At 54.8% G+C, this 17,680-nt stretch carries 19 protein-coding genes; 6 read left to right on the top strand and 13 right to left on the bottom strand.

Annotated elements, in window-relative coordinates; translation table 11 throughout:
- Positions 1-77: 77 nt before the first annotated feature.
- The 7 genes from AAER43_RS11795 to sad form a co-directional block, all read right to left on the bottom strand.
- Entirely contained in the window at positions 78-605 is a 528-nt protein-coding gene (locus AAER43_RS11795) for a GNAT family N-acetyltransferase (RefSeq protein WP_050863054.1), read from the bottom strand.
- A gap of 82 nt (positions 606-687) precedes the next feature.
- Positions 688-1,653: a sensor domain-containing diguanylate cyclase gene (locus AAER43_RS11790; RefSeq protein ID WP_023337295.1), complete on the bottom strand. Its 966-nt coding sequence runs from the start codon at positions 1,651-1,653 to the stop codon at positions 688-690.
- 111 nt (positions 1,654-1,764) lie between these two features.
- Positions 1,765-3,213 carry a GGDEF domain-containing protein gene (locus AAER43_RS11785; protein WP_050863053.1) on the bottom strand — a complete coding sequence of 483 codons (1,449 nt, stop codon included), beginning with the start codon at positions 3,211-3,213 and terminating at the stop codon, positions 1,765-1,767.
- 107 nt (positions 3,214-3,320) lie between these two features.
- Positions 3,321-3,683 (bottom strand): DUF4186 domain-containing protein, encoded by a 363-nt coding sequence (locus AAER43_RS11780; RefSeq protein ID WP_050863052.1) that lies wholly within the window; start codon positions 3,681-3,683, stop codon positions 3,321-3,323.
- Positions 3,683-4,609: a glutaminase B gene (gene glsB, locus AAER43_RS11775; protein ID WP_014883834.1), complete on the bottom strand. Its 927-nt coding sequence runs from the start codon at positions 4,607-4,609 to the stop codon at positions 3,683-3,685. The genes AAER43_RS11780 and glsB overlap by 1 nt, the downstream gene beginning before the upstream one ends.
- Positions 4,610-4,671: 62 nt before the next feature.
- On the bottom strand, positions 4,672-6,261 hold the full coding sequence (locus AAER43_RS11770) for a methyl-accepting chemotaxis protein (protein WP_050863051.1): 1,590 nt from the start codon (positions 6,259-6,261) through the stop codon (positions 4,672-4,674).
- A gap of 112 nt (positions 6,262-6,373) precedes the next feature.
- Complete coding sequence (sad, locus tag AAER43_RS11765; RefSeq protein ID WP_050863050.1) at positions 6,374-7,762, bottom strand: succinate-semialdehyde dehydrogenase; 1,389 nt, start codon at positions 7,760-7,762, stop codon at positions 6,374-6,376.
- Between the two features lie 98 nt (positions 7,763-7,860).
- Between sad and AAER43_RS11760 the strand changes: the two genes are divergently transcribed.
- The gene (locus AAER43_RS11760; RefSeq protein WP_014883831.1) at positions 7,861-8,739 is read left to right on the top strand and encodes a LysR family transcriptional regulator; all 879 of its coding nucleotides are present in this window, start codon (positions 7,861-7,863) and stop codon (positions 8,737-8,739) included.
- Here AAER43_RS11760 and AAER43_RS11755 read toward each other — a convergent pair.
- The 3 genes from AAER43_RS11755 to AAER43_RS11745 all read right to left on the bottom strand — a co-directional run bounded on the left by AAER43_RS11755 (position 8,693) and on the right by AAER43_RS11745 (position 10,865).
- Positions 8,693-9,175: a GNAT family N-acetyltransferase gene (locus AAER43_RS11755; protein ID WP_023330415.1), complete on the bottom strand. Its 483-nt coding sequence runs from the start codon at positions 9,173-9,175 to the stop codon at positions 8,693-8,695. The genes AAER43_RS11760 and AAER43_RS11755 overlap by 47 nt on opposite strands.
- Positions 9,176-9,257: 82 nt before the next feature.
- Positions 9,258-10,049 carry a PhzF family phenazine biosynthesis protein gene (locus AAER43_RS11750; RefSeq protein ID WP_057057680.1) on the bottom strand — a complete coding sequence of 264 codons (792 nt, stop codon included), beginning with the start codon at positions 10,047-10,049 and terminating at the stop codon, positions 9,258-9,260.
- 27 nt (positions 10,050-10,076) lie between these two features.
- Positions 10,077-10,865 carry a PhzF family phenazine biosynthesis protein gene (locus AAER43_RS11745; protein WP_023337288.1) on the bottom strand — a complete coding sequence of 263 codons (789 nt, stop codon included), beginning with the start codon at positions 10,863-10,865 and terminating at the stop codon, positions 10,077-10,079.
- A 177-nt stretch (positions 10,866-11,042) separates the two neighbouring features.
- Between AAER43_RS11745 and AAER43_RS11740 the strand changes: the two genes are divergently transcribed.
- Positions 11,043-12,239 (top strand): sugar transporter, encoded by a 1,197-nt coding sequence (locus AAER43_RS11740; RefSeq protein WP_023337287.1) that lies wholly within the window; start codon positions 11,043-11,045, stop codon positions 12,237-12,239.
- 80 nt (positions 12,240-12,319) lie between these two features.
- Here AAER43_RS11740 and AAER43_RS11735 read toward each other — a convergent pair whose 3' ends face one another.
- A complete protein-coding gene (locus AAER43_RS11735) occupies positions 12,320-13,213 on the bottom strand; it encodes a lysozyme inhibitor LprI family protein (RefSeq protein WP_080361068.1) in 894 nt (297 codons plus the stop codon).
- 127 nt (positions 13,214-13,340) lie between these two features.
- On the bottom strand, positions 13,341-14,006 hold the full coding sequence (locus AAER43_RS11730) for a MarC family NAAT transporter (protein ID WP_014883826.1): 666 nt from the start codon (positions 14,004-14,006) through the stop codon (positions 13,341-13,343).
- 256 nt (positions 14,007-14,262) lie between these two features.
- Between AAER43_RS11730 and marR the strand changes: the two genes are divergently transcribed.
- From marR to marB, 3 genes are read left to right on the top strand one after another with little or no spacing between them, the layout of a single operon-like run.
- Complete coding sequence (gene marR / locus AAER43_RS11725) at positions 14,263-14,697, top strand: multiple antibiotic resistance transcriptional regulator MarR (protein ID WP_014883825.1); 435 nt, start codon at positions 14,263-14,265, stop codon at positions 14,695-14,697.
- 19 nt (positions 14,698-14,716) lie between these two features.
- Positions 14,717-15,097, top strand: a complete 381-nt coding sequence (gene marA, locus AAER43_RS11720) for an MDR efflux pump AcrAB transcriptional activator MarA (RefSeq protein ID WP_008502237.1) — start codon at positions 14,717-14,719, stop codon at positions 15,095-15,097.
- A gap of 33 nt (positions 15,098-15,130) precedes the next feature.
- Positions 15,131-15,349 carry a multiple antibiotic resistance protein MarB gene (gene marB / locus AAER43_RS11715; RefSeq protein WP_014883824.1) on the top strand — a complete coding sequence of 73 codons (219 nt, stop codon included), beginning with the start codon at positions 15,131-15,133 and terminating at the stop codon, positions 15,347-15,349.
- 38 nt (positions 15,350-15,387) lie between these two features.
- Here marB and eamA read toward each other — a convergent pair whose 3' ends face one another.
- Positions 15,388-16,287 (bottom strand): O-acetylserine/cysteine exporter, encoded by a 900-nt coding sequence (eamA, locus tag AAER43_RS11710; protein WP_014883823.1) that lies wholly within the window; start codon positions 16,285-16,287, stop codon positions 15,388-15,390.
- 194 nt (positions 16,288-16,481) lie between these two features.
- Here eamA and ydeE point away from each other — a divergent pair, with 194 nt between their 5' ends.
- The gene (gene ydeE, locus AAER43_RS11705; RefSeq protein ID WP_050863049.1) at positions 16,482-17,675 is read left to right on the top strand and encodes an efflux MFS transporter YdeE; all 1,194 of its coding nucleotides are present in this window, start codon (positions 16,482-16,484) and stop codon (positions 17,673-17,675) included.
- The last annotated feature ends 5 nt before the right edge of the window (positions 17,676-17,680 follow it).

Below are 17,680 nucleotides of genomic sequence, written 5' to 3'. Positions count from 1 at the left end.
ATTGGTACGATAACTTATCAAAACTTTCCGACCAGGAACCCTGTTTCGATCAATTCACGGCGTGGTTGTGACGAAAATTATAAGAATTTGTAGAACACGGACGTCGCCGTCATGGCACCGTCCGGCATCAGGGCGTAGCGCGGGATCTCACCGACCTTTTGCCAGCCGGCACGCTGATAAAACGTCTCAGCGCCGCTGCCGGTGGAGGTATCGAGTACCAGAACCGAAATATTTCTGGCGCGGGCTTCAGCCTCAAGCGCTTCCATCAGCGCCATCACGGCCCCTTTGCGACGCGCTTTTTCATGTACCAGAAGTTTTGCCACATCGGCACGATGAGGCTGATTCTCAGGCTGATTAGTAATCAGTTGCACCGTTCCGATAACGCCCAGCTGGGGATCAATGCTGGCAAGCACAAGGCGCTCATGGCGCCCTACGCGTTCAGCAATACCGAGCCAGAATGAACGAGCCTTCTCGAGGCTAAACGGCAACATGAAGCTGACGGATGCGCCGCCGGTCACGCAGTTTTCGAGGATCCCGGCCAGCGCATCAAGATGAGTGAGAATGTCGTCACGGGTGAAGTTTTGGATATGCAGTGAGGTATTCATTGTTTGTCCTTACGTTGAATACCCACACTTTGCATTTAACATTTTCTTAACGCAATCGGGTCAGTCATACGCTTTTGTTATATCACCGCCCGCGCTGCCGCTGCTGCTTCATGGCATACATTTTTGCATCGGCATCGTTGAGCCACTTTTGCAGGTCGTTACTGTTGTGATCAAATTCACTCAGCCCCCAGGAGAACTTCAGCGACCATGGGTGTAACTTGCGCGCATTGTAGTTTTCGACCTGCTCGGCGAGATACTGCATGGCAATCCACGCCCCCTGCTCATCCGTGTCGGCAAACAGCACCGCAAACTCATCGCCACCGAAACGAACCAGCAGATCCGCTTCACGGAAAGAGGTACGCATCAGTTGCGCCATGACTTTAAGCGCCTTATCCCCCTCCTCATGCCCGTAACGATCGTTAATCTCCTTGAACCGATCCAGATCCAGCCAGCCCAGCGTCAACGGCTCAGCACGGCGTCGGGCAATGGAAAGCGTGAACCGCACAAGCTGATTAAAGCCGCGTCGGTTGAATAACCCGGTTAACTCATCCGTGGTCGCCGCGCTGATGGCGGCAAACTCATCCTCAGCCAGCGCGCCCAGGTCACCCAGTACGGCGAGATCGGCCGCTGAAAACTCGCGAGGAGCGTAATCAATCAGGCAAAGCGAGCCAACGCTTGCGCCGTCTCGTAAGCGCAGCGGGAAGCCCGCGTAAAAACGCACGCCGGGCTCACCGGCCACCAGCGGGTTATCCGCGAACCGGTCATCCTGACGCATATCCCCTACCACCAGCGGAGCTTCAGCGAGGATCGTATGGCCACAGAAAGATATGTTACGCGGAACGGAACCGGGTGCCTGTCCATCCGCCGATTTCACGATCAGCGAGTGCTCATCAATAAGATTGACCATCGCCAGTGGCACCTGGAAAAAGCGTTTCGCCAGGCGCGTTAAGCGGTCAAACGCCGGGGAACTGTCGATCTCAAGCAGACCCGATTCGCGCAGCGAGTGAAGTCGGTCTGTTTCATTTTCAGGTGTTGCAGGTGCTTTCATAATGTCTCCTGACGTAAAGCGTTACTCAAAGCGTAGCTTAAACAGAGACATTGTCAGTGTGCGAATATCCTGTTAAGCCGCTATCTAATTCACGTCAATGCCTTATAACGATTAACGCAGCTCAGTTTCATTCCCGGCACTGGCGGCAAGTTGCTCATCCGCCAGCCGGGCGCTGGTACGATTTCGACCCGCCTTTTTTGAACGATAAAGATGATCGTCCGCCTCGGCCATCAGCTTGTTGAAGACCTCCGTCAACTGCCATGACTCCGCCTTTCCGCTTCCGAGGCCAATACTGACCGTCAGATAAAGCGTCTGCTGACGCCAGGTGAAAGGATGGCTGGCCACGGTACTCCTGATACGTTCCGCCAGTGCATAGCCGTGTTGTTCATCGCCCGAATTAACGACCACAGCAAACTCCTCTCCCCCCATGCGGGCCACCATCCCGTCTTCACCAACGACCTGCTGAACCTGGCGGGCAAAGGATGCCAGCACGCGGTCGCCGCACTCATGACCGTAGTTGTCATTGATGCTTTTGAAGTAATCAATATCGAGCAGCATGACGGTCAGAAAACGTGGATGACGGTGCGTTTCTTCGCGTTTTAGCGCCTCGTAAAGCCCGGAACGCGAGTAGACGTGGGTCAGAAAGTCATAATCCGCCCGCAGGGATACCTGACGGATCAGGGAATTAATCGCCGCCATGCTGACGGAGACCATCACCGGGCAGATGGCCATCGTGGCAATACCCAGCCGCGCAGAAAACATCATCGGGGTCGAGAGCGGCGTCGCCACGGCGATATTTATGATGGAGTTGGCGACCAGAATGATTTCAATCGCCCCTGTAATAAACGTCAGCAGGCAGGTCGCAGGCAGCGAGTAGCGTACCGCACACCAGATAAGCGCAGGCAGCGGAAATGCGAGGCTTCCCGCTCCGCCAATCACCACCGAGGCAGCCACCGAAACAACCAGCGCGACGATCGGTAACAGTTTCTCCAGATTTACCCTGAGTTCCCGCACCGGCAAACCGAGGGTAAGTATGCACGGCACAACGAGTACGCCAGTGGAGAATTGTTCGCTAAACCAGTCGGCAAACAGCGGCCAGAAGGTATGACTGTCTATCCCCACGGACCCGAACGCACCGAGCAAGGCACACAGCAGCGCAGCAATCAGGCAGTAGTTAAACAGCCGTAATGCGTTGAGCGGATCGGGGGTTTTCTTCATCAACCGTCTGTCACGCTGAACCAGCACGGCGACAACGACGATAAAGATCATATTAGACAGGTTTATGACCACCGAGGCCATTCCCCAGTTAGTCGTCACCGCGTCGTACATCAGCATCGCGACATAACATACCGCGTAGTAATGCAGGCGATGCAGAAACACATAACGGGCAAAGATCCCTGCCATAACGCCATTCAGCGGCCAGAACAGGGATAAGGCCTCGACCAGCCGCAATTCCGCGCCCACAAAATAAAAGAGAGTGGTGAGAATAAATATCGCCGAGGCATTACGCAGCGGCGTGTCGGGTTGGAACAACCTGAAGGCGGTGAGAGCAGAACGCATTAAATATCATTCCATATGAATGCTTATGGCAAATATTGCGGTCGTCAGCATGATCGGGACTAACTTAACCTGCATCTATAACACAATTACAACAGGATCATAACTCGTCAAATTTGGCTGTTCATCTGTATCACCAGCCAGTGGTGGATCACGCTGACGATATAATGTTGTTGCTGCGCAGTCAGTTGCACGCCCTGGGGAATATTATGCCATTTTGCCAGACAGCCCCGGCAGCAGGTCGCCGTGGCATGCTGGGCGATAAATACCGGGTGACCGCGCATGGGCGTCTGTTTACCGTCGTTGGCAGGTTGCGCCGGTGCAAGGCGTTTTTTAACGAAATCCGCAGCATGCTGGTCAATGGTGTCGGGTCCTTTGTCCCAGCAGTACTGCCGTTCTTTATTGCCTAAACGAAAGCGCGAGCGAAACGTCGATCGCGCCAGGCGGGAAAAAAGCGGATACAGATCGGACATCAGTATACGGAACGTCCCAGACGTTGGGTCAGTTTCTCCAGCACCGCCACACCGGCAAGTGAATTTCCCGTTTCATCCAGTTCCGGGCTCCAGACGGCAATCGCCATTTCATGCGGCACAATCGCCACGACCCCGCCGCCAACGCCGGATTTGGCCGGAAGCCCAACCCGCCAGGCAAACTCGCCCGCGTTTTGATACATGCCGCTGGTCGCCATCAGGGCGTTGACCTGCCGCGCCTGCAGTGGGGAAACGACGTCCTGATCGAGATGCGGCGCGTGCCCCTGGTGCGCCAGAAACAGGAACGTCTGGGCCAGCTCAACGCAGCTCATTTTCAACGCACAGTAGTGGAAGTAGTTTTGCAGTACGGTCGCCACGTCGTTATGAAAGTTGCCGAAGGATTTCATCAGCCAGGCGATGGCCGCGTTACGGGCGGAGTGCTCAAACTCCGAGCGGGCCACTACCGAATCATAGGCAAGATCGTCAACGCCCGAGAGCTGACGAACAATCTCCAGCATTCGCTGACGCGGTGCGCTGAGACGGCTTTGCAGCATATCGCAGACCACCAGCGCCCCGGCATTGATAAAAGGGTTACGCGGTTTACCCTGCTCGATTTCAAGCTGAAGCAGTGAGTTAAAAGGCTGGCCGGACGGATCTTTACCGACACGCTGCCAGATCTCGTCTTCCTCGTACTGGCGCATCGCCGCAACCAGGCTCAGCACTTTCGAAATTGACTGAATCGAAAAACGTTCAGTGGCATCCCCTGCCTGGTATCGCTGTCCGTCGATGGTACAGATCGCAATCCCCAGCTTATTCCCGCTGACCGAGGCAAGAGCCGGAATATAGTCGGCAACCTTACCCTTTCCCAATAACGGACGAACCTGCGCCAGAATCTCGTCCAGCATCTCATTATGGATGACCGCAGCCACTCTTTGCTCCTTGCCCTCAGGCTAAAACGGGCTGCGAGTATAACAGAGGCTTATGTATTGCGTCAGGCGCTAAGACGAAAACGCGAAACGGCCTGCAATAAAAGATCGGATTGCTTTTGCAGTCGCTCAGAGGCCTCTGAGGCGTCAGAAACCAGCAGATCCGTCTGGCGGGAAACCTGATTCAGCGCCTGAAGCTGACGCGTCATCTGGTGAATACTCTCCCCCTGACTGAGCGTAGCGGTTGAGATTTCATTCAGCAAACTGCTTAAGTTACCGACCAGACCGGTGACCTGCTGCAAATTGTCTTCCATTAAATTCACCGCCCGGGATCCATCTTCAATGCCCTGCAAAGAGCGATTGATAAGTTCCTGGATGGTCTGCGTTGAGTGGCTACTCTTTCTGGCAAGCAGGCCGACTTCCCGGGCGACAACGGCAAACCCGCGTCCATGGTTACCGGCATGGGCGGCTTCAATGGCGGCGTTTAACGCCAGAATATTGGTCTGAAACGCCACGCTGTCGATCATCGCCACGATCCCGCGCATTTCAGAAGATCGCTCGACGATCGCCTGCATGGACGCATTCACGGTCGACATCATCTGGTCACCGCCTACCGCGGCCTGACGCGCTTCGTCCGCGCGCGAGCTGGCGAGTCTGGCGTAGCCGGTATTCCCTTCCACATGCGTTTCCAGCGTCGCGATATGGGTCGTGACCTCTTCCAGCTCTTTTGCCTGACGCGCCGATTGCTGATACAGCTTCTGATTCCCCTGCGCCAGGGAGCCGATATTTTCAACCATTGCGGTCGTGGCATGGCTGACCTGGGTCACCAGCTGCTGCAGACCGTGCTGCATGGTGGCGATACTGTCGCTAAGCTGCCCCGTCTCACGATTAAAACGCCTGACGGCAGGCGGCGTACCGGAAAGATCTCCGGCTGCCAGCTGGTTAATATGCGCAATCAGTCGACGTAACGGCGTGATCACCCACCTGGACATGCCGAACCAGACGGCAACGGCGATGGCGAGCAGTAAAACCGGCGCAAACAGGAACAACGTCTGCAGCCTTGAAAGCTGCGTCATAAGTCCCTGACGCCCCTGCATGGCCTGCTTCTCGCTGGCCTGCTGATAACGGGCGTAGTTATCGTTGAAGTCGCTCTGAAACGCCTGGGCCGGGACAGTAAAAAAGGCATCAATGGTGTGGGTTCTGACAAGCGCTTCCGATTGCTCTTTAATGGCACCGTAGAAAAGCTGATAGCTGTTCACCAGGGCCTCATCTTCCGGCGGATTGAGTGCCCGCCAGGCTTGCCACGCCTGATGAGAAACCGCCAGCGACGCTTGCGCCTCATCCACCAGACTGTGCCAGCTTCCTTCTGAACCGGTCTCTTTATCCTGCATAAACCAGACGCCGGAGCGGTTAAGCAGATCGCTTGCCGCCAGCAGGGAGACACGCGCCAGATCAAGCTTGCTCTGTTGCTGATACGCCAGCAGATTTTGTCGCTCGTTGCGCTGAGCGTCCTTCAGGGAGGCGTTATGCAGAAAAGATGAGGAGAGTTGCAGTGCGGAGAAAAGGCCAATAATACAAAAGATACCCGTCAGCAGGCCAAATTGACGTGGGATACAGCGCTGCGCAATACGACGAAAAATTTGCGTTAGGTTCATGATTTTCTTCAGTAACAAGACGTTAGACGCGTGCGAGTCTACGAAACGAAAATGACAGAACCATTGCAGAGAAATGACAGTGGCCCTCAAATTGAGGGCCACTACAAACGAATTACACTCTGTTCTTCCACACCGTCTGCACGTTACAGAATTCATGCAGGCCGAAATGGGAGAGCTCGCGGCCAAAACCACTCTTCTTCACACCGCCAAAGGCCACGCGCGCATCGCTGGCGCTGTAACCATTGATAAACACCCCACCGCACTCCAGCTCGCGAGAGAATTTATCCGCAAGCGCGGCGTCGGCGGTGAAGACCGTAGCAGAGAGGCCAAAGTCGCTGTCGTTTGCCAGCGTCAGGGCGTGCTCAGCATCTTTCGCGACGGTAATAGCCGCTACCGGACCAAACAGCTCCTGGCGGAAGGCCGTCATCGACGGCGTGACGTTCGCCATCACGGTAGGCGCGTAATAATTCCCCTCGCCGCTGATTTTCTCTCCGCCCAGCAGCAGCGTGGCCCCCTCAGCCAGGGTGGCCTGAACCTGCTGATGCAGTTCATCGCGCAGGTCAAAACGCGCCATCGGGCCAATGTAGTTCTCTTCTTCATCGGGTGTGCCCATCTTCAGGGCGGCTACGCCCGCGACGAAGCGTTGGGTAAAGATATCCACAATACCCTCTTCAACAATGAAGCGTTTGGCGGCCGCGCACACCTGCCCGGTATTCTGATAGCGACCCGCCACCGCCGCTTTCACGGCGAGATCCAGGTCAGCGTCGTTGAGCACGATGAACGGGTCAGAGCCGCCCAGCTCAAGCACGCATTTTTTCAGCGCAGCACCTGCCTGGGCACCAATTGCGGCCCCGGCACGCACGCTGCCGGTCACGGTCACCGCCGCAATGCGACGGTCGTTAATCGCCTGGCTTACGCCGTCATTGGTGGCATTAACCCAGCCAAAAACGCCTTCCGGGAAACCGGCATCCGCGAAAATCTGTGCGATAAGATCCGCCGAGCCAAGCACGTTTGGCGCGTGCTTAAGCAGATAGCTGTTACCTGCCAGCAGGATCGGCACCGCCCCGCGCAGTACCTGCCAGAGCGGGAAGTTCCACGGCATCACCGCCAGAATCGGCCCCAGCGGGCGGTATTCAATAACCGCGTTGTGGTTTTCCACCTGGGTTGGCTCTGCATTCAGCATGGCCGGGCCGTGTTCCGCATACCAGTCACACAGACCCGCAGATTTTGCCACTTCCGCCCGCGCCTGCAGAACCGGTTTGCCCATCTCCCGGGACATCATCCGGGCCATCTCTTCCGCACGATGACGCAGCGCAGCACCGAGATCGCGCAGCTTCTGCGCCCGCCGGGCGACGCTTTCGCTCCGCCACTGACGAAAACCGGCATCAGCCCGGGCGATAGCCTGTTCAACCTCTTCCTGCGTCGCCCACGGATACGCGGCGATCGTTTCACCCGTAGCCGGATTAACAGACAGGGCATGTGTAGCAGATGAATAAGTCATGATGTTCTCCACGCATTTCGGTTGATTAATTGTGGCTCACTCTGCTATTTCTTAGAAATGAATAATACTAACCACCTTATTCACGAAACGAGAATGCTATGGATTTAACCCAGCTTGAAATGTTTAACGCCGTCGCGCTGACGGGGAGCATCACCCAGGCGGCGCAGAAGGTGCATCGCGTTCCCTCGAACCTGACAACACGAATCCGCCAGCTGGAGGCCGATCTCGGCGTTGAGCTGTTTATTCGTGAGAACCAGCGTTTGCGGTTATCTCCCGCCGGGCATAACTTCCTGCGCTACAGCAGACAGATTCTGGCGCTGGTGGATGAAGCGCGTATGGTCGTCGCGGGGGATGAACCACAGGGGTTATTTGCTCTTGGCGCGCTGGAAAGCACCGCTGCCGTGCGCATCCCTGAATCGCTGGCGCAGTTTAACCAGCGTTATCCGCGCATTCAGTTTGCCCTCTCTACCGGCCCTTCCGGAACGATGATAGAGGGTGTACTGGAGGGAACGCTGAGCGCCGCCTTTGTTGACGGACCGCTGTCACACCCGGAACTGGAGGGGATGCCGGTCTACAGGGAAGAGATGATGCTGGTCACGCCTGCCGGGCATACGGAGGTCACACGCGCCACGCAGGTGAGCGGCAGCGACGTTTATGCCTTTCGCGCCAACTGCTCATATCGCCGACATCTGGAGAGCTGGTTTCATGCAGACGGCGCGACGCCTGGCCGCATTCACGAGATGGAGTCCTATCACGGCATGCTCGCCTGCGTCATTGCGGGCGCGGGCATCGCGCTGATGCCGCGCTCCATGCTGGAAAGTATGCCAGGACATCATCAGATTGAGGCCTGGCCGCTGGCTGAAAACTGGCGCTGGCTCACCACCTGGCTGGTGTGGCGACGGGGGGCGATGACCCGCCAGCTGGAAGCGTTTATAGCGCTGCTAAACGAACGTCTTCAACCAGCGCCTTCTCCATAAACAGGCTAAGCGGGTCGTCAACATAGGGGGCAAATGCCGGGCGCAGTTCGTACCCGCACTGTTCATACAGACGAACCGCAGCGTGTTGTTTTATCCCTGTCTCCAGCCGTACCGTGTGGCAATGACGGCTCAGGGCCTCATCTTCCAGAGCAGCCAGCAGCCTCTCTCCCAGATGCTGTCCCCGGTGGGTCGGGTCAATATAGACCCGTTTCATCTCACCGGTTCCATCCCCGTTAAGCACGATGGCTCCACAGCCAACAGCCTGAAGCTGCTGGTCACGAATGATCATCAGGATAAGCGATGCGTCGGGCAGCGCTGAAAGATCGAGCAGATGATTGCTCTCTGCGGGATAGAGTTCGCTCTGATAGCGGTCAAGGGCTGCAATCAGTGTGAGGATGTCCGGATGACGAGCGGATTCAGAGGTAATGGAATACATGGCAGGCTCCTTGCTGTTTTTATTTTAAAATAGCGCAGCTCTGCCATGGTGCTTCATAGTATTAACTTATCGCGCTGCCCGGCTAGCGCAAAAAGATACGGCCTTTCAGATACAACGTGGCCTGACCGGCGATCAACACGCGATCGCCCTTAAGTTCACAGCGCAGATCGCCGCCACGATATGACACCTGACGTGCGTTCAGTGACGTTTTTCCCAGCTTTTCGCTCCAGTAGGGGATCAGCATGCTGTGCGTGGATCCGGTAACCGGATCTTCCGGCACCCCTTCGCCCGGGCAGAAAAAGCGGCTGACGAAGCCATAGTCTTCTCCAGGCGCCGTTACGCAGACCATTTTCCCCAGCGGAACCATTGCCGCGATATCCGGCGTGAGCGCCTCCACCTGCTGCTGGCTCTCCAGCACCACGATATAGTCTCGTCCGGCGCGTACCTCTTTCGCCTTTGTGATGCCCAGCGCGGTGAACAACGCTGCCGGGGGATTATCGACGGCCTCCGTCGGCCACGCAGGGAAATTCAGCGTCAGCCAGTCGCCGCTGCGCTTGACCGTCAGCTCGCCCACGAAGCGCGTGGTAAAGTGAATTTCGGTATGCGGATAATCCAGATATTCAAAAATCACGTGTGACGCCGCGAGGGTCGCGTGTCCGCACAGGTTAATTTCGTGCAGCGTGGTAAACCAGCGCAGTTCAAACCCGTCGTCGGTTCGCACAAAAAAGGCGGTCTCAGACTGATTATGCTGCTGCGCCATTTTAAGCAGCGTCTCATCGGGCAGCCACTCCTCCAGCGGGCAAACCGCCGCCGCATTACCGCCAAACGCCCTGTCGCTGAAGGCATCCACCAGATAAAAATCAATTTCCTGCATTGTCTCTCCCTCTCTTGTTATCAGTTTTTAGCGCAGATACACCGTGCCTTTCAGGTAGCACGACGCCTGACCGCTCATCAGCACCCGTTCCCCTCTCAGCTCACAACGCACGTCACCGCCCCGCGCCGACACCTGTCGGGCAAACAGGGTCGTTTTGCCCAGTGTTTCACTCCAGTAGGGGATCAGCATCGTGTGCGCGGACCCGGTGACCGGATCTTCCGGGACGGAAACGCCCGGAGAGAAGAAGCGGCTGACAAAGTCATATTCCCCCTCGCCCGGTGCCGTCACGCTAACTTTGTGCTCACCCGGTGTCATCGCAGACAGGTTCGGCATAAGGGCTTCAACCTGCTGGCGGTTTTCCAGGACGATCACCCACGCGCGCCCTTTACGGGCGTCAACGTAGTGGCGGATACCCAGCGCCGCGATCATCTCTGGCGGTGGCGTCTCTTTATGTGTCGGACACGCCGGGAAATCCAGCGTCATCCACTCTCCCTCCCGGCTGACCGTCAGGCGGCCAGATGCGGTGTCGAAGTGGATCCGCGAGTCGGGGTAATCCAGTTCATGAAACAGGACGTACGCGGCGGCCAAAGTGGCATGCCCGCAGAGATTAACTTCGGTGAGCGTTGTAAACCAGCGTAGCTCAATGCCCCCTTTGCTGCAGACGAAAAAGGCCGTTTCCGATTGATTATGCTGTTGCGCCATTTTCAGTAGCGTTTCATCGGGTAACCATTCTTTCAGCGGACAAACCGCCGCCGGATTGCCACCAAACGAAGTATCGCTGAACGCATCTACCAGATAAAAATCAATCTCCTGCATTGTCTTACCGCCTGTTTTTGTTGTGTTGTTCTTTTATATTCAATGAAAACACCCTCCCCGGCTACCGCTTTCACAAGGTAAATATTGAGATCTGCGTCACATAATGGTTGAGTTTTCGCCGTTTGACGTTTTAAGATCGTCTCCTCTTCTTTCCAGCAACGAATCTCCGACATCCCTATGACAACGAACACAGTTTCCCGCAGGGTTGCGTGGCTACGCGTGGTCACGCTGGCCATTGCCGCGTTTATTTTCAACACCACAGAGTTTGTTCCGGTTGGGCTGTTGTCTGACATTGCCGACAGTTTCCAGATGGAAACGGCTCAGGTGGGCATTATGTTGACCATCTACGCCTGGGTGGTGGCGCTTATGTCATTGCCGTTTATGCTGCTGACCAGCCAGATGGAGCGGCGCAAACTGCTGATCGGTCTCTTCGTGTTGTTCATCGCCAGCCATGTTCTGTCGTTTATGGCGTGGAATTTTACGGTGCTGGTCATGAGCAGGATTGGCATTGCATTCGCCCATGCGGTGTTCTGGTCGATCACCGCGTCGCTGGCTATACGCCTGGCCCCGGCGGGTAAACGCGCCCAGGCGCTGAGCCTGATTGCCACCGGCACCGCGCTGGCGATGGTGCTGGGTCTGCCGATTGGCCGTATCGTGGGGCAATACTTCGGCTGGCGTACGACCTTCTTCGCGATCGGCATGGGGGCACTGGTTACGCTGGTGTGTCTGATTAAGCTGCTGCCCGCGCTGCCGAGCGAACACTCTGGCTCGCTGAAAAGCCTGCCGCTGTTGATGCGTCGCCCTGCGCTGCTGAGTATCTATCTGCTTACCGTAATCGTGGTGACCGCGCATTACACGGCGTACAGCTACATTGAACCGTTTGTTCAGGTGGTGGCAGGGTTTAGCGCCAATTTTGCCACCCTGTTACTGCTCATCCTCGGCGGTGCGGGCATTATCGGCAGCGTGCTGTTTGGCAAGCTGGGTAATCAGCATGCTTCCTTGCTTGTGAGCGGCGCCATTGGCCTGCTGCTCGCCTGCCTGCTGTTGCTGATGCCCGCCGCGGGCAGCGAAAACCATCTGGCGATCCTGAGCCTGTTCTGGGGCGTGGCGATCATGATCATCGGCCTTGGCATGCAGGTAAAAGTGCTGGCGCTGGCACCGGACGCGACGGACGTTGCCATGTCACTGTTCTCGGGGATATTTAATCTGGGCATCGGCGCGGGCGCGCTGGTGGGAAATCAGATTAGCCTTCATGTCTCGATGTCGGCGATTGGGTATCTGGGCGCTATTCCGGCCCTGGTCGCGCTTATCTGGTCAGTGCTCATCTTCCGCAAATGGCCGGTGGCGCTGGAGGAACAGGGTCAGCACGGGTGACGTTTGTTTGTGCCGGGTGGCGCTGCGCTTACCCGGCCTACAAAACCATTTGGTCTGCAATATTATTTTTGCGTTTCTGATTAATACCCCGCTTCGTCATCACCACCTAAATAATGGAACCTGTCATCAGTCATTTTAGTCTGGCAGGTGTAGATACTGGTTCTGGTCGCTAGTGGCGTTGTCATTGACGAGGCATCGGTAATCTTACCGCAGGCTTTGGCTTTTTCATTAATCCATACATTCTGTTCTTTTTTCATGGCTGCTTTAACAGAATCAGGAAGATACTTCCAAAGTGCATTCAGACGACGATCGCTCTCATAATATGCCTCGCTGGCATTATTTAACTTATTGGTTAACTCAGCCTTTTCAAGCTCACCTTTATTCAGAGCCAGAACCGTTACACCCGCCATTGATTCAGAAATATAGTCTCTGTTGGCGTATTCATATGATACAGAAATGTCTTTACCGTTGTCGGCTAAAGACAAAGAATACGCAAAGTTATCCCACTGCACACTGTTGTTGAGAACTTTACCGCCACCGTTGGTGAGTCCTGTCAATTTATCCGGGCTGGAGGCAACGTAGTTCATGATGTCTGCTGGCACAGCCAGTGATACTCTAGCCGTGCAATCGCGCGTCATCTCGTCATTTTTATAAGGTTTTGTGGTGACATTTTCTAACATAAGACTGATTTGATTCACTTTAGCAATGTAATCATTAAGCGGTTTGCCATAAAATCGAGAAGGCGTGGCAAGATACGCTTGCTGTATTTTACTCACAGCATCATTTCTGATTTTGGATTGCGTTGCAGAAACAGCATCTTCACGACCGCATTTAAAATCAGGGGTAGAATCAAACAGGCCAGCATTGGCATTTAACGTAAAAATAAAAGACTTAACGCAATGAGAGAATGTGTAGCACGCATAACTATATCCTGAGAAGAAATGAGTGCAGTACGTTACTTTAAGCGGTAACACGCGACAAGCAAAGGAATCCTTTTTGAACCTAAAAATAAGGAAAATAAAGAACTTTCGGAATCGATTTATATTCACGATAAATATATAAGTAGGCCGGGTAAGGCGAAACCGCCACCCGGCAATCACCTCAGTGGTAAGTTTTAATAATCTCCAGCACGCCGTTAATAATAAACTGCACGCCCATACAGACCAGTAAGAAGCCCATCAGACGTGAAATAGCTTCGATACCGCCCTTGCCTACCCAGCGCATAATCGCACCGGAACTGCGCAGTGACCCCCACACAATGATCCCGATAATCGCAAAAATCAGCGGTGGCGCAACCGTCAGGACCCAGTCCGGGAAGGTGGCGCTATCACGTACCGTAGAGGCGGAACTGATGATCATCGCGATGGTACCCGGCCCCGCCGTGCTCGGCATAGCCAGCGGCACAAAGGCAATATTTGCACTCGGTTCGCTTTCCAGCTCTTCGGATTTGCTTTTGGCCTCCGGCGATTCATGAGCTTTCTGCGCCGGGAACAGCATGCGGAAACCGATAAAGGCGACAATGAGTCCCCCGGCGATGCGCAGGCCAGGGATGGAAATCCCGAAGGTGTTCATCACCACCTGTCCCGCATAGTAAGCCACCATCATGATGGCGAACACATAGACGGAAGCCATCATTGACTGATGGTTACGCTCGGCGCTGTTCATATTCCCTGCCAGCCCGAGGAAAAGTGCCACCGTCGTTAACGGGTTTGCCAACGGCAGCAGCACCACCAGCCCAAGACTCACTGCTTTAATTAAATCCAACATAATGCATCGTCGTCCTTATCCATATTCATCCCCGCAAGTATAGGGGGAAAGTGTGACGTTAAGCCATCTGCGCAACGTAACGATTATTTTCCGTAAGTAAGGATAACCCTGAGTTATCTATATGATTTGAAAGCGTTCAAAAAAAGTTCATGAAACGTTTTAGCAATTCGTGGCATCGGCTGATTCATTCAGTTGACTTATACTTGCCTGAGCAATAATATCTGCCGTGACTAAACTACTTGCCAGGGCAACCATTGTGAAAAGCACCAGTGATATCTTTAACGACGTTGTTCCGCTGGGTCGTCTTATTCATATGGTTAACCAGAAAAAAGATCGCCTGCTCAATGACTATCTGTCGCCGCTGGATATCACCGCAACACAGTTCAAAGTGCTGTGTTCCATTCGCTGCGAAGTGTGTATCACGCCGGTTGAGCTGAAAAAGGTGCTCTCTGTCGATCTGGGTGCGTTAACCCGCATGCTGGATCGTCTCGTCTGCAAAGGATGGGTAGAACGAAGCCCTAACCCGAATGACAAACGCGGCGTGCTGGTCAAGCTCACCTGCGATGGCGCGGCCATGTGCGAGCAATGTCATCAATTAGTAGGACAAACACTGCATCAGGAACTAACAAAAAACTTAACGGCAGATGAAGTGGCAACCCTTGAGCTTTTGCTGAAGAAAATACTGCCGTAAACAGAAAAGAGGTATGACGATGTCCAGACGCAATACTGACGCTATCACCATTCATAGCATTTTGGACTGGATCGAAGATAACCTGGAATCGCCGCTCTCCCTTGAAAAAGTGTCAGAGCGTTCAGGTTACTCCAAATGGCACCTGCAACGGATGTTCAAAAAAGAGACCGGCCATTCACTAGGTCAATATATTCGCAGTCGCAAGCTGACGGAAATTGCCCAGAAACTGAAAGAAAGCAATGAGCCGATCCTTTATCTGGCAGAGCGTTACGGATTTGAATCACAGCAAACCCTGACGCGTACGTTTAAGAACTATTTTGACGTGCCGCCTCATAAGTACCGAATCACCAGCGTACCCGGAGAATCCCGATACCTGTATCCGTTAAAACATTGTAGTTAATCATCGCCTGTAAAAGACGTAACCGAGGAAATCATGAAAGTTATCGCCTCCGCCGCCCTCGCCTTGCTGGTGCTGTTTTCCAGCCAGACCTTCGCGGAGCAAACCCCAGGTGCAACGCAGCAAAATAATCGTGGCACGATGATTTTGCCGTCAGCACATGACCAGTCACCCTATGATTTCAACCACATGGGGACTGGTAGCGACAAATCCGACGAATTAGGCGTGCCTTATTATAATCAGCACGGCTTCTGATTCGTTTTTGCCCCGCCACTGCGGGGCTTTTTTATGCTCTAGCCTCTGACGCGCGCCGCCCGCCGTACCCGCAAGCCAAACACGTTGATATACAGCCCCGCCATAATCAGCACGGCCCCCAGCAACTGCAGCGCGCTCAGCGTTTCATCCAGCAATAGCGCCGCACTGGCGAGCCCAACCACCGGCACCAGCAGAGACAGGGGCGCCACGCGCCAGGTTTCATAACGCCCCAGCAGCGAACCCCAGATCCCATAGCCCACAATCGTGGCGACAAAGGCCAGATAAATCAGAGAAAGGATCGTGGTCAAATCGATATCGACCAGGCTTCTCAGCATCACATCCGGACCATCCAGAATAAACGACGCCGCCAGAAACGGAATGACCGGAATTAACGCGCTCCAGACCACCAGCGACATCACCTGCGGCCGCGCCGCGTGCTGCATAATCAGCTTGTTGAAGATATTCCCGCACGCCCAGCTCAGCCCCGCCGCCAGCGTAAGCATAAAGCCCAGCAGCGCCACATCCTGACCATTCAGGCTGGCTTCAATAAGCACCAGTACGCCAAACACCGCCAGCGTAATCCCCGCCAGCTGTTTGCCCTGCAAACGTTCGCCAAATACGAACGCACCGAGAATGATGGTAAAGAACGCCTGCGCCTGCAAAACCAGCGAGGCAAGACCGGCAGGCATACCAAACTTGATGGCGCAGAAGAGAAACGCGAACTGGCCAAAGCTGATGGTCAGGCCATAGCCCAGCAGTAATTTGAACGGGATTTTTGGACGCGCAACAAAAAAGATCGCCGGGAACGCCACTAACATGAAACGCAAACCGGCCAGCATAAGCGGGGGCATATTGTGCAATCCCAGCTTAATGACGACAAAATTGAGCCCCCATACTACGACCACCAGCAACGCCAGCAGTCCGTCTTTACGCGTCATACCCTGCCCCTGAATTATTAATAATTTGTTAACACTTCAAGGTAACAGAAAAAAGGACGCTGCGAGAAGATCATTAATTCTGGCAGGCAGCTGAAGCACTTACGGATAAACCAGGTGCTATACAAGCCCCTTATGTCATGGTAATCCTGTTAACACACCTCTAATAAAAGCATAAGCAACTGTCGGGCAGAAATATGAAACCATCTCTCAGGCGCTCAACCGCAGCGCTGCTGGCATCGTCATTGTTGTTAACCATCGGTCGGGGAGCGACGCTGCCGTTCATGACCATTTATCTCACGCGCGTCTACAACATGAGCGTCGAGAATATTGGTTATGCCCTGACGATTGCGCTGACCATCGGCGTGGTGTTCAGCCTGGGATTTGGCATTCTGGCGGATAAGTTTGATAAAAAACGCTACATGCTGATTGCGATCGTGGCGTTTATTGCTGGATTTGTCGCGATCCCGCTGGTGGATAACGTCACGCTGGTGGTGCTGTTCTTTTCCCTGATCAACTGCGCCTACTCCGTATTTTCGACGGTGCTGAAAGCCTGGTTCTCCGACGTGCTCACCTCAAGCCAAAAAGCGCGTGTTTTCTCGCTCAACTATAGCTTCCTGAACATTGGCTGGACGGTCGGCCCGCCCATCGGCACCCTGCTGGTGATGTACAGCTTACAGCTGCCCTTCTGGCTGGCCGCTTTTTGCGCCGCGCTGCCGCTCGCGTTTATCCATTTCTTTGTGCAAAAAAGCGTCGCGCTGGATACCGCCGAGGAAAAAATGCCCTGGCAGCCGTCGGTGTTGCTGAAAGACCGCGCCCTGTTCTGGTTCACCCTCTCCGGCCTGCTCGCGTCGTACGTGGGCGGATCGTTCGCCAGCTGCATTTCACAGTATGTTCTGGCCGCCCACGCCGACAGCGATTTCGCGCAGAAGGTCGTCGCCGTGGTGCTGCCCGTTAACGCCGCCGTGGTGGTGACGCTGCAATACGCGCTTGGGCGCAAGATTTCCGCCAGCAATATTCGCCCCCTGATGACCGCCGCGACGCTGTTTTTTATCCTGGGGCTGGGTGGCTTTATGCTCTCCGGGGAGAATCTGATTTACTGGGGTATCGCTGCCGCGATCTTTACGCTGGGTGAGATTATTTATGCGCCGGGTGAATACATGCTGATCGACAACATCGCCCCGCCGGGGATGAAGGCAAGCTATTTCTCCGCACAGGCGCTGGGCTGGCTGGGCGCGGCCGCAAACCCGATGATCACCGGGATTATCCTGACCAACCTGCCGCACTGGTCGCTGTTTGTGATTATGATGGTCGCCATCGTCATTGCGTGGCTGATGATTTTGCGTGGGATGAACGTGAAGGCGTGGTGTGAGTCACCCAAGGTAGCGTAGCAACT

The organism is Enterobacter sp. FUJ80071, from assembly GCF_038739915.1.
Lineage (GTDB): Bacteria > Pseudomonadota > Gammaproteobacteria > Enterobacterales > Enterobacteriaceae > Enterobacter > Enterobacter kobei.
This window is presented reverse-complemented; position numbering and strand designations above follow the sequence as displayed.

What these genes read in the sequence shown, in the direction of transcription:
- AAER43_RS11795 (WP_050863054.1), bottom strand. Translation starts at nt 605, where the DNA reads ATGAATACCTCACTGCATATCCAAAACTTCACCCGTGACGACATTCTC.
- AAER43_RS11790 (WP_023337295.1), bottom strand. Translation starts at nt 1,653, where the DNA reads ATGAAAGCACCTGCAACACCTGAAAATGAAACAGACCGACTTCACTCG.
- AAER43_RS11785 (WP_050863053.1), bottom strand. Translation starts at nt 3,213, where the DNA reads ATGCGTTCTGCTCTCACCGCCTTCAGGTTGTTCCAACCCGACACGCCG.
- AAER43_RS11780 (WP_050863052.1), bottom strand. Translation starts at nt 3,683, where the DNA reads ATGTCCGATCTGTATCCGCTTTTTTCCCGCCTGGCGCGATCGACGTTT.
- AAER43_RS11770 (WP_050863051.1), bottom strand. Translation starts at nt 6,261, where the DNA reads ATGAACCTAACGCAAATTTTTCGTCGTATTGCGCAGCGCTGTATCCCA.
- sad (WP_050863050.1), bottom strand. Translation starts at nt 7,762, where the DNA reads ATGACTTATTCATCTGCTACACATGCCCTGTCTGTTAATCCGGCTACG.
- AAER43_RS11760 (WP_014883831.1), top strand. Translation starts at nt 7,861, where the DNA reads ATGGATTTAACCCAGCTTGAAATGTTTAACGCCGTCGCGCTGACGGGG.
- AAER43_RS11755 (WP_023330415.1), bottom strand. Translation starts at nt 9,175, where the DNA reads ATGTATTCCATTACCTCTGAATCCGCTCGTCATCCGGACATCCTCACA.
- AAER43_RS11750 (WP_057057680.1), bottom strand. Translation starts at nt 10,049, where the DNA reads ATGCAGGAAATTGATTTTTATCTGGTGGATGCCTTCAGCGACAGGGCG.
- AAER43_RS11745 (WP_023337288.1), bottom strand. Translation starts at nt 10,865, where the DNA reads ATGCAGGAGATTGATTTTTATCTGGTAGATGCGTTCAGCGATACTTCG.
- AAER43_RS11740 (WP_023337287.1), top strand. Translation starts at nt 11,043, where the DNA reads ATGACAACGAACACAGTTTCCCGCAGGGTTGCGTGGCTACGCGTGGTC.
- AAER43_RS11730 (WP_014883826.1), bottom strand. Translation starts at nt 14,006, where the DNA reads ATGTTGGATTTAATTAAAGCAGTGAGTCTTGGGCTGGTGGTGCTGCTG.
- marA (WP_008502237.1), top strand. Translation starts at nt 14,717, where the DNA reads ATGTCCAGACGCAATACTGACGCTATCACCATTCATAGCATTTTGGAC.
- marB (WP_014883824.1), top strand. Translation starts at nt 15,131, where the DNA reads ATGAAAGTTATCGCCTCCGCCGCCCTCGCCTTGCTGGTGCTGTTTTCC.
- eamA (WP_014883823.1), bottom strand. Translation starts at nt 16,287, where the DNA reads ATGACGCGTAAAGACGGACTGCTGGCGTTGCTGGTGGTCGTAGTATGG.
- ydeE (WP_050863049.1), top strand. Translation starts at nt 16,482, where the DNA reads ATGAAACCATCTCTCAGGCGCTCAACCGCAGCGCTGCTGGCATCGTCA.